A 15,710-nucleotide genomic window follows, 5' to 3' on the forward strand; every position below is an offset into this window, starting at 1 on the left:
TCAGCCTTCCCGTTTCGGCAGGTCGTCCTCGCAATGCAGCCAGGAAACCCGCTCGTTCCAAAACCCGTGCTGGGTAATTTCGACGCCCGCCGCATCGTCCAGCGAGGCGACGTAGAGATCGACGATGCCGGGCCGCTTCTCGCTCTCGTAGCTCATCGGCGAGCCGCAATTGCCGCAGAAACCGCGCCGCACGCCGGGCGAGGATGCATAGTGCCGCAGCGTCCCGCCCTTGAATGCGACATCGCCCGCCACCACGCAAAAGAAGGTCGTGACCGGCGAGGATGTGGCGCGCCGGCAACTCTCGCAATGGCAATGGCCCGTGCTGACGATATCGCCGGAAACGGAAAACGTCAGCGAACGGCAAAGGCAGCGGCCGGCAAGGTTCATCACGACGCCCTCCTCTTTCCCAGCATGTCGAGCTCATAGCGCGCCGAGTTGGAGCGCGGCGTCCACAGGCCACGGTCGATCGCCTCGGCAAGGCGCGCCGCCATCTCGGCGAGCGCCGCCGGGTTCTTTTCAGCAAGGAAATCGCGCACGCGCGGATCCTGCACATAGGCCTGGTAGGCGGCCTCGAAATGATGATCCTTCACCGCGCCGGTCGTCGCCGCGAAGGCGAACATGAAATCGACCGTCGCGGCGATCTCGAAAGCGCCCTTGTAGCCATGGCGCATGACGCCGTCGATCCACTTGGGATTGACGACGCGGGCGCGCACGACGCGGCCGATCTCGTCCTCCAGCGTGCGCACGACGGGTCTTTCCGGCCGCGACAGGTCGTTGTGGTAGACGACGGGCTGCCTGCCGGAAAGGTGCTCGGCCGCCGCCGCCATGCCGCCCTCGAACTGGTAGTATTCGTCGCTGTCGAGCAGGTCGTGCTCGCGGCTGTCCTGGTTCTGGATGACCGCCTGAAGGCTCTTCATGCGCGCCTCCAGCCGCGCGCGCATCGGCACGCCGTCGCTCGTCCCGTCATAGGCATGCGCACCCCAGGCGAGCCACGCCTCGGCAAGGTCGCCGCGCTCGCTCCACAGGCCCTCGTCCATCATGGTCTGGAGGCCCGCGCCATAGCCGCCCGACTGCGCGCCGAAGATGCGGAAGCCCGCCTGCCTCGCCGCCTCGTCATCGGAAGCGCCCTTCGCCGCCAGCGCCGCCGCCTCGGCGCGCATGCGCGCGGCGATGGGATTGTCCGCATCGTCCTCGTCCAGCGCCCCGACGGCGCGCACGGCGCGGTCGAAGAGCGCGATCTGCTCCGGGAAGGCATCGCGGAAGAAGCCGGAGATGCGCAAAGTCACGTCGACGCGTGGATGGCGGAGCGTTGCGGGCGGGATGATCTCGAAGCCGGTGACGCGGCGGGAGGCCATGTCCCAGGTCGGCTTGACACCGATCAACGCCATGGCCTGCGCAATATCGTCGCCGCCGGTGCGCATGTTGGAGGTGCCCCAGGCGGTGATGCCGAAGGAGGTGGGCCATTCGCCGTGGTCCTGCGCATAGCGCGTGACGATAAGTTCGGCGGATTTCCGGCCGAGCTCCCAGGCGGCGGGCGTCGGCACGGCACGGCTGTCGACGGAATAGAAGTTGCGCCCCGTCGGCAGCACGTCCGGCCGCCCGCGCGTCGGCGCGCCGGAGGGGCCGGGTTCGACGAAGCGCCCGTCAAGGCCGCGTATCAGCGCCGAAATCTCCGCCGGGCCGCAGGCGGCGATGGCGGGGCGGATGGTCGTGTCGATGGTGTCGAGGACGGCGCGGGTAGCCTGCCAGCCGTCCGGGCAAGGCAGCGTGCCGTCCACCAGCCTTGCCGCCAGAAGCTCGATGCGCTCCACCGTGTCGCCATTGCTGCGCCAGGGGGCGACGGACTGGGAGGCGAGGATGTCGGGGCGCGGGCCGGTCCAGGGGTCGGAGGCGATGCAGTCGAGAGGGTCGAAGCGGAGGCCACCCTCCTCTGGCCAGCCGGCCATGTCCCCCACAGGGGGGGAGATTGGCAGGTGGTGAGCCCCTCCCTTGGCAGCGACGTTCGCGTTCCGGGAAACCGTCCCCACATCAATCTCCCCCCTTGTGGGGGACATGGCCGGCAGGCCAGAGGGGGTTGCCGCCGCAAGCGCATCCGCCGCGATCGCCCGCTGAAGACTCGCCTCGCCCCCTTCGCCCAATCCACGCGACACACGGGCGAGCGCCACCGTCAAGTCTGTGAGCAGCCGCCCCTCCGGCGAGACGCCGAAGACATGCAGCCCGTCGCGGATCTGCATTTCCTTGAGGTCGCAGAGATAGGCGTCGAGCTTCTGCAACGCCGCCGCCTCGCCATCGGACCTGGCGATTCCGGCATCGCTGTCGAGGCCGATATCGCGCACCAGATCGAGGATCTGCTTGGAGAGCAGCCTGATGCGCCGGGGGTCGCCGCCGGAGGCGTCGTAATATTCGTCGACCAGCGCTTCGAGGTCCTTAAGCGGGCCATAGGTCTCGGCACGGGTCAGCGGCGGCGTCAGGTGGTCGACGATGACGGCGGCGGAGCGGCGCTTGGCCTGCGTGCCCTCGCCCGGATCGTTGACGATGAAGGGATAGAGATGCGGCACCGGGCCGAGCACGGCTTCGGGATAGCAGGCCTGCGACAGCGCCAGCGCCTTGCCCGGCAGCCATTCGAGATTGCCGTGCTTGCCCATGTGCACGATGGCATGCGCGCCGTAATGGAGACGCAGGAAGGCGTAGAAGGCAAGATAACCGTGCGGCGGCACGAGGTCCGGCGAATGGTAGCTCTCCTTCGGATCGATATTGTAGCCCCGCGCCGGCTGGATGCCGACCAGCGTTTCGCCGAAACGGGCGAGCGGCAGGGCGAAGACGTCACCGATGACGAAGGGATCGTCTTCCGGCTCGCCCCAGCGGTCCGTCATCTCCTCCTGAATCACTTTCGGAAGCGAAGAGAAGAAGGTCTTGTATTGATTCAGCGAAAGCGTCTCGCGGATTTCCCGCCCGTCGCGCGCCGCATTGGTCGGGCCGGCCATGAGATGGGCGATCAGCGCATCGCCATCCTCCGGCAGATCGGCGACCGCATAGCCCTCAGCCGCCATGGCGCGCAGCACTTCCATCGTGCCGGCCGGCGTGTCGAGGCCGACGCCATTGCCTAGCCGGCCGTCGCGATTCGGGTAATTCGCCATGACGAGGGCAATGCGCCGCTCGGCCGGCCTTGCCCGCCGCAGCCGCGCCCAGCCGGCGGCGAGTTTCGCCACGAAACGGATGCGGTCCTCCACCGGATCGAGGCTCACGATATTGGTCTCGACCCGCTCGTCATAACGCGCCGCCGCCTTGAAGGAGACGGCGCGGGAAAGCACGCGGCCGTCGACCTCCGGCAGGGAAACGTTCATGCCGAGATCGCGCGCCGTCAGCCCCTGCCCCGACGCCTCCCAGGCTTCGCGCGAGGAGCCGGAGAAGACGACCTGAAGGACAGGCGCGCCGGTCTCATCAAGCACTGTCGGCTTGCGGCCCGCGCCGGGGGCGGAGACCGCGAAACTCGTGGCGTTGAGGACGATATCCGGCGGGGCCTCAGCGAAGGCCGCGCGGACCGTCTCGATGGAGGCGGCTTCCTTGAGGCTGGAGACGAAAAGCGGCAGGGCGCGGATGCCCTCGGCCGCCAGCGCCTCGATCAGCATCTCGACGGGGCGCGTCTCGCCGCTCTGGACATAGGCGCGGTAGAAGCAGACGGCGGCGGTTGGGATACCCCCCTCTGGCCTGCCGGCCATCTCCCCCACAAGGGGGGAGATTGGCAGGCGGCACGCATTTGCTTCCGTAGAAGCGCCTGAATTCCGGGAAACCGTTCCTCCATCGATCTCCCCCCCTCTGGGGGAGATGGCCGGCGGGCCAGAGGGGGGTGAAACGCCGGCAACCTGCCGCCACGTCCCGATATCGACGACACCCTGCCCCGGCCACCAGATGCCGGCCTTGTCCAGCGGCATCGCCGGCTCCGGCCTTTCGCCGCCGAGGACCACGGCATCCGCATAGGCGAGGAAGCGATCCGCGTTCTCCGCGCCGCCCTCGTTGAGATAGGCCCAGAGCCGCTGGCGGTCCTCGTCTTCGATGCGGTTGAAGGGGATCAGGCCGTCGTCCGGCCGGTCGTCGCCCGGCAGCGCGACGAGCTTGACGCCATTGGCGACGACGGTCGCCAGAAGAGCTTCCAGCACATAGCGGAAATAGCTGGCTCCGCCGAGGGCGCGGATGACGATGAGTTTGGCATGCCGCGCCGTGCGCTCGACATAGGTATCGACCGACATCGGATGCGACAGCGTGGCAAGGCTGGCGAGGCGCAGGCGCGTCTCGCCGCCCCGCGCGCGATGGGCGGCGGCGATGGCGGCGAGTTCCGTGTCGGCGGCGGAGAGGAAGAGGATATCGCCCGGCGTCTGGCCGAGGTCGACGGCCTCCTTGCCGTCGGCGATGGTGCCTTTCTGGGCTAGCAGGAGGTGCATGGCATGCCCTTCGGCCCGGAGGCAGTCTCCCCCGCAGAAGGGGCTATCGAATGTAAAACGGCGCCCCATCCCCTTCTCCCCAGCGGCGAGAAGGTGCCGGCAGGCGGATGAGGGAGATGCCGAAGGCAAGAAAGAGAAGTCATTCCGTGTCGCGCCCCCTCATCCGGCCCTTCGGGCCACCTTCTCCCCGAGGGGAGAAGGGAAAAGCGGCCGCGCCGAATGCCATAGGCAAGCGCCCTGCCCCCCGCCGGGGAGACGGCCGACGCACCGAAGAGAGGAACCGCAGCACTTTCATGCCGAAATCACACCGCCGCCGCGATGGCGGCGCGAACGGCTTGCTCGTCCATGTCGTGCAGGCCGATGACGACGAGGCGGGTGCCGCGCGCTTCGCCGGGCGCCCAGGCGCGCTCGAAATAGCTGTCGATGCGGCTGCCCACGGCCTGGACGAGCAGGCGCAGCGGCTTGCCGGGAACATCCGCGAAACCCTTGAGGCGCAGCACGTCATGCTCGGCGATCACACCCTTGAGGCGTTCGATGAAGGCGGCGGGATCGGCGACGGCGCCGAGCTCGACGACGAAGCTGTCGAATTCGTCGTGGTCGTGCTCCTCGCCGTTCTCGTGCTCCAGCTCGTGGTGCGACTTGCGGTTGGCGATGTCGTCCTCCGTGCCGACGCCGAGGCCGAGCAGCACGGCGGCGGCGACCTCGCCGTTCCGCGCCTCGATCATCGAGGGCTTGCGGGCGATGCGGGAGGCGACTTCGTCGCGCACGGCCTGAAGGCCGGCGGCATCGATGAGGTCCGTCTTGTTGAGGACGATGAGGTCGGCGGCGGTCAGCTGGTCCTCGAAGAGTTCCTCCAGCGGGCTTTCATGGTCGAGATTTTCGTCCTCGACACGCAGCGCGTCCACCCTGTCGTGATCGTCGGCGAAGCGGCCGGCGGCGACGGCGGCGCTGTCGACCACGGTGATCACGCCGTCCACCGTCACCTGCGTCTTGATCTCCGGCCAGTTGAAGGCCGCGACGAGCGGCTGCGGCAGGGCAAGGCCCGAGGTCTCGATGACGATATGGTCCGGGCGGTTCTCGCGCTCCAGCAGCTTCGCCATGGTGGGGATGAAATCGTCGGCGACGGTGCAGCAGATGCAGCCGTTGGTCAGCTCGATGATATCGTCTTCGGTGCAGGCCTCCGCGCCGCAGCCCTTCAGCACGTCGCCGTCGACGCCGAGGTCGCCGAATTCGTTGATGATGAGCGCAATGCGCTTTCCGCCGGCATTCTGCAGGAGGTTGCGGATCATCGTCGTCTTGCCCGCGCCGAGGAAGCCGGTAATGACGGTGGCGGGGATTTTCTGTTGCAGCATGGCTCAACCCTTCATTTTCAGCGGCAGTCCGGCCGCGATAAAATAGACTTCAGGCACGAGGGCGGCCACCTGCTGGTGCAGCCGCCCGGCATGGTCGCGGAACTCGCGCGCCATGCGATTGTCCGGCACGATGCCGAGGCCGACCTCGTTCGACACGAAGACCAGCCGGCCGGGAGCGCCAGCGATGGCGGCGAGAAGGCCGGAAAATTCGGCGGGAATGTCCCGCTCCTCCAGCATCAGGTTCGTGACCCAGAGCGTCAGGCAATCGACGAGCACCGCGCGGTCTTCCCGCGCCACCTCGGCGATGCGCGCGGCAAGGGCCAGCGGTTCCTCATGCGTCCGCCACCCGCCGCCGCGGTCTTCCCGGTGTTTCGCGATGCGCTGGCGCATCTCGTCGTCGAAGGCGCGGCCGGTGGCGATGTAATGGCGTTCGAGGCCGGTCCCGGCGACCAGCCTTTCGGCGAATGCGGATTTTCCCGAACGCGCTCCGCCCAGCACGAGCACAGCTCCGCCGTGAGGAACCGTCATCGTCCGGCGTTCCGCAAATTCATGTCGAAAGTGACCGCCATAACGGCGGCCTCAGGCGGACGCGAGGAAAGGAGGCGCGCACGCGGCCCCGGCCGGACCGGCCCGGAGCCAAAGGGATGATGTGGATAGCGCCATGACAACCTCCGTTCAGGCACAGGGGAGAACTCCCGGATCGGGCGACATGCCCTCTGTCGGATGGCAGGTTTCCTGGCTCGCGGCGTCAGGTGCCAAGGCACCGGCGGAACGCTCTCACCTTCCCGGGCAGGCTTTGCGAAAGGCGGACGATTCGTAGAGATAGAGGCGTCCAACCCCGGCTTATCGCAGTGCAGCCCAGTGGCTTTTCCGATGGTTCGCCGGCGCCTTGCCGGGGTGGCACCATGCCGCCCCGCACGCCGTCGGTTCCATCGGCCGATCGTTCCTCGCCACTCTACAGTCGCGGGGTCGGCCGTGATTGCGGCGCCCGATCTGGGTCCACCGTGTCACGTTCCCTTCTCTCCCGGGCCGGTTTGCGGCCGTCGGGAACCATCCGATGGTCGGATGATTAAGCGTGCCCCGCCGCCAAGTCAATCGAGCGGCGGGCATAAGGAGGTCCTGCGCCCCCGGCCTCAATAGCCGGGGATGATCACCACGCCGCCGCGGCGATTGTAATAGCCGTCGTCGCGGTAATACGGCCCGTCATAGTAACCGTCGACGGGGCCTTCCAGCACGTCGTACTCGCGCTGCCGCTGGTAGCGCCGCTGGCGGGTCTGGCGCGCCTCGGCATATTGCGCGGCCTCGCGCAGCACGCGGTACTGCTGGCGCGTGAGATAGCCGCTGGTGCGATAGCCCGATGCGCCCTGCCAGGCGGAGATCGCCGCGCGGGTGCGCGGACCGAAAACGCCGTCGGCGCCGTAGGTGTTATAGCCGAGCGCGCTCAGCCAGCGCTGGGCCTGGGCGCGCAGCGAGCGGTCCATATAGGCCTCGCGCGGATCGACCACGGGCTGCTCCACGGCCTTGCGCTCGGTGTCGGCGGTCGCCGTGCCGGTTTCCGGCCGCCTGGCCTTCGAGAGCGCGGCGAGGCGCTCGCGCGCATCCGCAAGGAAGCGGCCGTTCGGATAGGCCGCGATATAGGCGCGGAACGCCTTTTCGGAGCCGTCGAGCACCGCCTTCTGGAACGTCTCCTCCTCGCGCCTGGCGTCCTCCGCCTTGCGGGCTGCGATATCGCCGTTCTGGCCGCCGGCGGCTTCAGCCTTGCCGGCATTCGCCGCGGCAGCGCCGCCTTCGGCCTGCTTGCGGGCGGCAGCGGCTTCTTCCGCGCGCTTTTCGGCTTCCTTGGCAAGGCGGGCGGCTTCCGCGGCCTTGGCCTCAGCATCCGCCGCCGCTTTCGCAGCCTCGGCCTTCAGGCGCTCCAATTCGGCCGCCTTCTCATCGGCAAGCTTGCGGGCGGCGGCAGCCTCCTGCTCGATGCGCGCCTTCTCGGCGGCAGCGGCCTTTTCGGCTTCGACGCGCTTCGCCTCGGCGTCCCGGCGGGCCGCAGCTTCCTGCTCGGCGCGGGCCTTTTCGGCCGCAGCGGCCTCCTCGGCCTTCCTGCGGTCCGCCTCGGCGTTGAGGCGCGCGGCTTCCTCCGCTTTCGCCTTGTCGGCGGCGGCCTTCGCTTCCGCCTTCAGGCGCTCGGCCTCGGCCGCCTGCTCCTCTGCGAGCTTGCGGGCCACGGCTTCCTTCTCCACGGCTTGAGCCTTCAGGCGGGCAGCCTCCTCGGCGCGGGCCTTTTCCGCGGCGGCGGCTTCAGCCCTCGCCTTTTCGGCAGCGGCGGCCTTCTCTTCGGCGAGCTTGCGGGCGGTGGCCTCTTTCTCCTCGGCCTCGGCCTTCAGGCGGGCCGCCTCCTCGGCGCGGGCTTTTTCCGCGGCGGCGGCTTCGGCTTTCGCCTTTTCGGCAGCGGCAGCCTTTTCTTCGGCGAGCTTGCGGGCGGCAGCCTCTTCCTCGGCCTTTTTCACCTCGGCCTCCGCCTTCAGGCGCGCGGCCTCGTCGGCGGCCTTCTTCGCTTCGGCCGCCTTGCGGGCCGCTTCGTCCGCTTTCGCCTTCCCGGCTTCGGCGGCCTTCCTGACCTCATCCGCCTTGCGGGCGTCTTCGGTCTTGCGCGCTTCTTCCTCTGCCTTGGCCTTTTCGGCAGCGGCCGTATCATCCGCCTTTGCCTTGGCGGAAGCGTCGTCGGTCGCGGCCTGCGCGTCCTTCGTCTTCGCGGCAGCCTGCAATTCGGCAATGCGCAGCCGCGCCATGGAGGCGAAGGTGCCGGTCGGGTATTGCTTCAGGTAGCGCTCGTACTGCGCAAGGTCGTTGCCGGACGAGGCCTTCTGCCAGAAGGAGAACTCCTCCTCCCAGCGCTTTCCGGCGCTCGTGTTTTCCTGGGTGCTTTGGGCGAAGCCGGCGGCCGGAAGACCGGCCAGCGACAGCCCCAGCAGACTGGCCAGAACGGAACGTGCGAGAGGTCCAGAACCCATATATTCACCCTTTCGGATCGCGCGCAGGCGTCGGCGCCCGGCATGCCGGGCGGATTTTCGTCACTCCTTGCACCCAATTCTGGCGCAACTTTGGTGCGGCAGGCGGATGCAGAAGGAACCCGATAGCTGTACGTTTCAGACGGCCGGTTTAATCAGCCGCACCGAGAAGACCTTCGAGCCAGCCGCGGTCGAGGACGGCCTCCAGCTCGGCCGCGACGCCATCGAGCGCCGCATCGACACTCGCGCGGTAATCGAACCCGCCGCCCGCAATGCCGAAATCGGCGAGCAGCCGCGCCCGGTAGGCGTCGCTGGAAAGCAGCCCGTGCAGATAGGTGCCCATCACCCGGCCATCGGCCGAGAGCGCGCCGTCTGGCCGCCCGTCGATGCTGACGGCGGGGCGCAACGCATCCGGCCCCGTCGTGCGGCCGAGATGGATCTCGTAGCCGTCCAGCGGCACGTCATATTGCAGCGAACGAGCGGCGCTGTTGCGCACGGTCTTTTCCGGCGCCATTTCCGTCTCGACGGCAAGCAGCCCGAGCCCCGCCACCTCCCGCTCGCCGCCCTCGATGCCGAGCGGGTCGCTGACGCGCTCGCCGAGCATCTGGTAACCGCCGCAGATGCCGATGACGCGGCCGCCGCGCCGCATGTGGAGGGCGAGGTCGCGGTCCCAGCCGGCGGCGCGGAAGGCGCGAAGGTCCGAGATGGTGGATTTCGATCCCGGCAGCACGACGAGGCCGGCATCGGCCGGCAGCGGCTCGCCCGGCCGGACGAAGACGAGATCGACCTGCGGCTCGGCCTTCAGCGGATCGAGATCGTCGAAATTGGCGATACGCGGCAGGACGGGCACGGCGACCTTCAAGGCCCCCGTCCCGCTCCGCGCAAGCCGTTCCAGCACGACGGAATCCTCCGCCGGCAGCCGGCCGGCCTCCTTCAGCCACGGCACGACGCCGAAGCACGGCCAGCCCGTGAAGCGCCCTATCTCGGCGATGCCGCTGTCGAAGAGCGTCACATCCCCGCGGAACTTGTTGATAAGATAGCCGGTGACCATGCGCCGGTCCTCTTCCGACAGGATGGCGTGGGTCCCGACCAGCGAAGCGATGACACCACCGCGGTCGATATCGCCGACCAGCACGACCGGCACGCCTGCCCGCGTGGCAAAGCCCATATTGGCGATATCCCCGGCGCGCAGGTTGATCTCCGCCGGAGAGCCCGCGCCCTCGACGACGACGAGGTCGGCGCCCGCACAAACCGTTTCGAAGCTTTCCAGTACCGCACCCATCAGCTTCGGCTTCAGCGCCTGATAGTCCCGCCCCTTCGCCTGTCCGAACACCTTGCCCTGCACGATGATCTGGCTGCCGGTCTCCGACTGGGGCTTGAGGAGGACCGGGTTCATGTGGACGGAGGACGGCACGCGCGCGGCGAGCGATTGCAGCCATTGGGCGCGGCCGATCTCGCCGCCGTCGGCCGACACGGCGGCATTGTTGGACATGTTCTGCGGTTTGAAGGGACGCACCTTCAGCCCGCGGTTGGCGGCGATGCGGCAGAGGCCCGCGACCAATACCGTTTTTCCGACATCGGAGCCGGTGCCCTGCAGCATGATCGTCCTGGTCATGGCGTCCTTCCAACACTCCTTTTTGCCGCCGGAAAAGTCTGATTTACCGCAATATTGCCGCAATCCGGCCATGCCGCCCCGGCTCTATTCGAACGGTCCCGCCATGCGTTTCGAGCATGCCTGCCTTGATATCCTGTCTGCGACATTTTGCGCCGTCGGCGACGATGACTTTTCCCGCGTTCGAGCCTATATCCAATATATCGCACAGCCGAGGCAAGTGGCTTCGGGTTTCAAGGATCAAGACCATGCTGTATATCTTCAGCAAGCCGAATTTCGTTCAGATCGCCTGGAATGGCCAAGCCCCCAGAAGCGAATCCCGCGTGCGCAACGTCGTCATGGACGCGCCGCTCGGCCCGCTCGGCGTCATCCGCACCGGCAACGTCGGCTGATCCCTTCGAGCCGTCGTCAGGTCCGCCCGTATCCCGCGTCGCCTTTCCCCGGAAGGCGGCGTTTTTTATTGCCCTGAAATGGCGAAAGCCGTGCATCCCGGAAGGATGCACGGCTTGCCAAAATACGCATGGCGGCTTCGACAAAAACGCATCGAAACCCAGGCACTCCGGTACGCAAAACCTTTCCGGAGCAGGCGGCGGTGTCCCCCGCCGTGACAACACCAATAGCGGCACATCGTTACCGGACCGTTATCGGGACCTTAAGCAATGGTGAATCGCGAACTTTTTCGGGTGATTTCGAAAAATTCCCGCCCGGCGGGCCGCTGGCGCCATCCTCGGGCCGCTTGCGAGGGGCAGGAGGTTGATTTCTCAATAGGAACCCGTAGGCTTGTCGGGTGACGCACGAAGACGGGCGCCGGCAGCAGGGTTCCGGCGGCAAACATAAAAAGCGCGGCGTCACCGCAACAGGCAGACCGGCTCACCGATAGCGCCGTGCTTTCCTGTCGGACAAAACGTTCGGGCAGTCGGGACCACGCAGTAACCTGCGCTGCCATCCGGATCGATCGCTGCATGCCGAGACTGGGAGGTCTCCAGCCCATGAAGAAGCTCCTCGCCGCCGCCTTGCTTGCCGCCGGTCTCTGCGGCCTTGCCGGTCCGGCCCGGGCGGCGGAATGCGGCGCGGTCTCCATCGCCGAAATGAACTGGGCCTCGGCCGGCATCGCCGCCCATCTCGACAGGTTCATCCTCGAAAAGGGATATGGCTGCACCGTAACCCTGGTGGCGGGCGACACCATGTCGACCTTCACCTCGATGAACGAGAAGGGCGAGCCGGACCTTGCGCCCGAACTGTGGGTGAACGCCGTGCGCACGCCGCTCGACAAGGCGATTGCCGAAGGCCGGCTGATGCAGCTTGCCCCTCTCCTTTCCGAAGGCGGCGTCGAGGGCTGGTGGATCCCCAAATTCATCGCGGACGACAATTCGGACATCAGGACGGTGCAGGACGCGCTGAAGCATCCCGAGCTCTTCCCCGATCCGCAGGACCCGTCGAAGGCCGCGATCCACAATTGCCCGGCGGGCTGGAACTGCCAGGTCACGACCGATAACCTCTACCGCGCGCTCGGCGCCGACAAGCTCGGCTTCCGCCTCGTCGAGACGGACTCCGCCGCCGGCCTCGATGGCTCGATCGCCGATGCTTTCGAAAAGAAGACCGGCTGGCTCGGCTACTACTGGGCGCCGACCGCGATCCTCGGCAAGTACCAGATGGTCAAGCTCTCCTTCGGCGTCGAATTCGACAAGGCCGAATGGGATAGCTGCACGGCGGTGCCGGCCTGCCCTCATCCGAAGGTCAATTCCTACCCGACCTCGGACGTCTTCACCGTCGCCACGAAGGACTTCGCCGAAAAGGCGGGCGGGGCGATGGACTACATGAAGGTCCGCCAGTGGGACAACGGTACCGTTGCCAAGGTGCTCGCCTGGATGGAGGAGAACCATGCCTCCACGGAAGACGCCGCGAAGTACTTCCTCGAGACCTTCCCGGAGATCTGGACGCCATGGGTCGCGCCCGACATCGCCGGCAAGGTCAAGGCCGCGCTTTGAACGCGGCCGCGGGCTCCGATGCGCGTCAGGAAACCGAAGAGGTCGCAAATAGCACAATATGAACCCGCGGTTCATGCAATGAAGAAGAGGCAAGCCGGGAACCATAAGAAGAATATCCCGCGCGCGCCGTTCCGTTCGCAAGGTCATCGCGCCTCGCGGTACGGGGCAGTTACTGCCGGAGAAGAGGGGAAACGGATGGCAGGCCTGCGCGAAGCATCGCCAGACTTACTTTGCAGATTTTCAGCCTTTCGCGACGCCCGCTTCCGCGCGGCGGACATCATCCAAGGACGGATATCCGCGGGCGCTTCGCGCGCGTGGTCATCGCCATCATTTTCGATCGTTGCCGCCATTCCCACGGCGTGCGGCGCCAGAAGCACTGGGAGATAATTCATGGTCAGTCATGCAATCGAGGTCCGCAATCTCTACAAGATCTTCGGGCCGCGCGGCAGCGATTACGTCGACGCCGTGAAGAACGGCCTCGGCAAGGCCGAACTGAACCAGAAATACGGCCACGTCCTCGGCCTTCGCGACATCAACATCTCCATGCCGGCGGGCGGCATCATGGTGGTCATGGGCCTTTCCGGCTCGGGCAAGTCGACGCTGATCCGCCACATCAACCGCCTGATCGACCCGACGGCCGGCGAAGTGCTCTATGATGGCGTCGACGTCTGTCGGATGAACGAGAACGACCTGCGCCAGTTCCGCCGCCACAAGACGGCGATGGTCTTCCAGAAATTCGCACTGCTGCCGCACCGCACCGTTCTGGAAAACACGGTCTATGGCCTGGAGATCCAGGGCGTCGCCGCCGCCGAGCGGGAAAAGCGCGCGAAGGAATGGATCGCCCGCGTCGGCCTTGCCGGCTTCGAGAACCACTATCCGAACCAGCTTTCGGGCGGCATGCAGCAGCGCGTCGGCCTTGCCCGCGCACTGACCAACGACGCCGACATCCTCCTGATGGACGAAGCCTATTCGGCGCTCGACCCGCTGATCCGCGTCGACATGCAGACCGTCCTTCTCGACCTCCAGAAGGAATTGAAGAAGACCGTCGTCTTCATCACCCACGACCTCGACGAGGCGCTCCGCCTCGGCGACAAGATCGCGATCCTGCGCGACGGCATGGTCGTGCAGCAGGGCACCGGGCAGGAAATCGTGCTGAACCCGGCGGACGAATACATCACCGCCTTCGTCAAGGAAGTGAACCGCGGCCGCGTGGTCAATGTCGAGACGATCATGGCGCCGCTTTCCGGCAATCCGGAAGGCATGCCGCTTACCAAGGGCACCGTGCTCGAAACCGCCGCCCGCGCCATGACCGCCGCCAACCAGACGCTCGCCCATGTGGTGGACGAAGCCGGCCGGCCGATCGGCGCGCTCAGCATCAGCACGATCATCGCCGCCATGGTGACGCAGACGAGCCACGAGACCAAAGCCGCCTGAAGTCCGGGGAATGCCGAATACGACAAGGGCGCCGAACGGCGCCCTTTTTCGTGCCGGCGGCCGCCTCAAGCCTCGGCCAGGAATTCCCGCCACGCCGCAAGCCCCGCATCGATATTGCGGCGCCCGACGCCGACGCGGAAGCGGTCCATCGGAGCGGGCAGCAGGTCGGAAACGAAGAGGCTGGAGGGCAGGAGGAGGACGCCCTTCTCCTCGACCAGCCGCCGGCAATGCTCCTCCACGCCGTCCCTACCGAGATAGCGGGCGAAGGCGACGCAGCCGCCGTCGGGCCGGGTCCACTCGTAGCGATCCGGATGGTCGGCGAAGAAGGCGTCGAGCTTTTCCATATTCTCCGCGCAGAGGGCGCGAAGCCGGGCGAAGATCGTCTCGCGCGCCTTGATCGCGATGCCGGCCAGCACCTCCGAGGGACGCGCGTTGCAGATGGAGAGGTAGTGCTTCATCCTTTCCATGCGCGACAGCAGCGCGCGGTCGCGGCTGGCGATCCAGCCGATGCGCAGGCCCGGCAGGCCGTAGGCCTTCGACATCACGTTGAGCGAAATGCCCTTGTCGAAGAGGTCGGCCGCCTGCGGTAGGCGCTTTGCCGCATCGATCTCCAGCCCGCGATAGACCTCGTCGGAAAAGAGGTGGATGCCGCGCTCGGCGCAGAGATCGGCCAGCGCGCGGAAAATATCCTGATCGGCAATCGCGCCTGTCGGATTGTTCGGGAAGTTGACGGCGATGACTTTGGTTTCCGGGCGCAGGGCCGCGCGCAGCTCATCGAGATCGAGCTGCCAGCGATTCTCCGGCCGCAGCGCGACGCCCGTGACATTGCGGGTGATGGTAACCGGCATCGTCTCCATCGACTGGTAGTTCGGCACGGTGACGATGGCATGGTCGCCCGGCCCGAGCAGGGCCAGCATGGCGCAATAGAGCCCCTCCTCCGCCCCGGCGAAGGTGAGGATATCGGCGCCCGAAAGCGTCTCGTAGGTCGAGGCGATGGTATCGCGCAGCGCCGGCGCCCCCCAGGTCTCCGTATAGCCGAGCGAGACCCGCTCCCAGGCATCGAGGTCTTCGGGGCCGGCGAGCGCCAGCAGGTCCGACATGCGCATGGTCTCGGCGTCGCTCGCCGTCATGTGGTGGCGGGCCTTGAATTCCCAGCGCGAGAAATGGGTTTCGAGGCGGAAATCCGGCAGCGTGGTCACGAGATGTTGTCCTTCTTGTTCTGGCGCCGGGCATCGGCGAGATAGTTGTAGATCGAGGCGCGCGACGCGCCCATGAGGCCGGCGAGATGGTCGACGGCGTTGCGGGTCTGGAACAGGCCGCGCCGGTCGAGCTCGGCGACGAGCGCCACCCGGTCGCCCTTGCGCATCGCCGTCAGGGCAAGGCCGCGGGTGCGCAGCCAGTCGTGCAGGGCGGTGTTGATCTCCTCCCGCCAGTCGCCGGCAAAGAGCGAGGGCGGCCGCGGCGCGATAGCGCAGGTGAAAGCCGCCAGCAGCTTGGCCGCGGCCTCGAAATGCGAAACGTCCATGTTGATGCACAGAAGGCCGACGGCCTGGCCGAAATCGTCCTTCAGCACCGCCGTCACGGATTTGAGGCGCCGCCCGTCCTCGCCGGTCTTTTCATAGGGCCCGTAGACGCCGCCCTCGCCCGCCTGGTCGAGCTCGTCCTCGACAAGCGATTCGGAACCCGGCTTGCGGCCGGAAAAGGCATTCCAGATGCCAGCGATCAGCCCCGTTTCGAGGTCGTGCAGCACGACTTCGGCATGGGGATAGAAGAGCGTGGAGATGGCCGCGGCAGTCGCGGCATGGTGGCGCAGAAGCGCATCGGCATTTGCTGTATCGAACATGGCGACAAACAATCCAATATTGGATGATTTGTCAATATTG

The 15,710-nt window shown here is 66.9% G+C and carries 11 protein-coding genes; 3 read left to right on the forward strand and 8 right to left on the reverse strand.

Going from position 1 to position 15,710, the window contains the following annotated elements:
- The 6 genes from ACZ48C_RS08990 to ACZ48C_RS09015 all read right to left on the reverse strand — a co-directional run bounded on the left by ACZ48C_RS08990 (position 1) and on the right by ACZ48C_RS09015 (position 10,408).
- On the reverse strand, positions 1-387 hold the full coding sequence (locus tag ACZ48C_RS08990) for a GFA family protein (protein ID WP_464782797.1): 387 nt from the start codon (positions 385-387) through the stop codon (positions 1-3).
- The gene (gene cobN / locus ACZ48C_RS08995; RefSeq protein ID WP_464780887.1) at positions 387-4,439 is read right to left on the reverse strand and encodes a cobaltochelatase subunit CobN; all 4,053 of its coding nucleotides are present in this window, start codon (positions 4,437-4,439) and stop codon (positions 387-389) included. Before cobN ends, ACZ48C_RS08990 begins: the two co-directional genes overlap by 1 nt.
- A 302-nt stretch (positions 4,440-4,741) precedes the next feature.
- Positions 4,742-5,791 carry a cobalamin biosynthesis protein CobW gene (gene cobW, locus ACZ48C_RS09000; protein ID WP_464780888.1) on the reverse strand — a complete coding sequence of 350 codons (1,050 nt, stop codon included), beginning with the start codon at positions 5,789-5,791 and terminating at the stop codon, positions 4,742-4,744.
- A 3-nt stretch (positions 5,792-5,794) separates the two neighbouring features.
- Positions 5,795-6,319 (reverse strand): bifunctional adenosylcobinamide kinase/adenosylcobinamide-phosphate guanylyltransferase, encoded by a 525-nt coding sequence (gene cobU / locus ACZ48C_RS09005; protein WP_464780889.1) that lies wholly within the window; start codon positions 6,317-6,319, stop codon positions 5,795-5,797.
- A gap of 605 nt (positions 6,320-6,924) precedes the next feature.
- A complete protein-coding gene (locus tag ACZ48C_RS09010; protein ID WP_464780890.1) occupies positions 6,925-8,796 on the reverse strand; it encodes a peptidoglycan-binding domain-containing protein in 1,872 nt (623 codons plus the stop codon).
- Positions 8,797-8,944: 148 nt separating this feature from the next.
- The gene (locus tag ACZ48C_RS09015) at positions 8,945-10,408 is read right to left on the reverse strand and encodes a cobyric acid synthase (protein WP_464780891.1); all 1,464 of its coding nucleotides are present in this window, start codon (positions 10,406-10,408) and stop codon (positions 8,945-8,947) included.
- A gap of 245 nt (positions 10,409-10,653) precedes the next feature.
- On the opposite strand from ACZ48C_RS09015, the gene ACZ48C_RS09020 reads away from it, so the two are divergent.
- The 3 genes from ACZ48C_RS09020 to ACZ48C_RS09030 all read left to right on the forward strand — a co-directional run bounded on the left by ACZ48C_RS09020 (position 10,654) and on the right by ACZ48C_RS09030 (position 13,827).
- Positions 10,654-10,797: a hypothetical protein gene (locus tag ACZ48C_RS09020; protein WP_162911322.1), complete on the forward strand. Its 144-nt coding sequence runs from the start codon at positions 10,654-10,656 to the stop codon at positions 10,795-10,797.
- Between the two features lie 597 nt (positions 10,798-11,394).
- Complete coding sequence (locus ACZ48C_RS09025) at positions 11,395-12,393, forward strand: ABC transporter substrate-binding protein (RefSeq protein WP_464780892.1); 999 nt, start codon at positions 11,395-11,397, stop codon at positions 12,391-12,393.
- Positions 12,394-12,783: 390 nt separating this feature from the next.
- Positions 12,784-13,827, forward strand: coding sequence for a quaternary amine ABC transporter ATP-binding protein (locus ACZ48C_RS09030; RefSeq protein ID WP_424546384.1), 1,044 nt, complete (start codon positions 12,784-12,786; stop codon positions 13,825-13,827).
- A 65-nt stretch (positions 13,828-13,892) separates the two neighbouring features.
- Here ACZ48C_RS09030 and ACZ48C_RS09035 read toward each other — a convergent pair whose 3' ends face one another.
- On the reverse strand, positions 13,893-15,026 hold the full coding sequence (locus ACZ48C_RS09035) for an aminotransferase class I/II-fold pyridoxal phosphate-dependent enzyme (RefSeq protein WP_464780893.1): 1,134 nt from the start codon (positions 15,024-15,026) through the stop codon (positions 13,893-13,895).
- Positions 15,023-15,670, reverse strand: a complete 648-nt coding sequence (locus ACZ48C_RS09040) for a helix-turn-helix transcriptional regulator (protein ID WP_464780894.1) — start codon at positions 15,668-15,670, stop codon at positions 15,023-15,025. The genes ACZ48C_RS09035 and ACZ48C_RS09040 overlap by 4 nt, the downstream gene beginning before the upstream one ends.
- Positions 15,671-15,710: the final 40 nt, after the last annotated feature.

The organism is Shinella sp. 1A1, assembly GCF_055379515.1.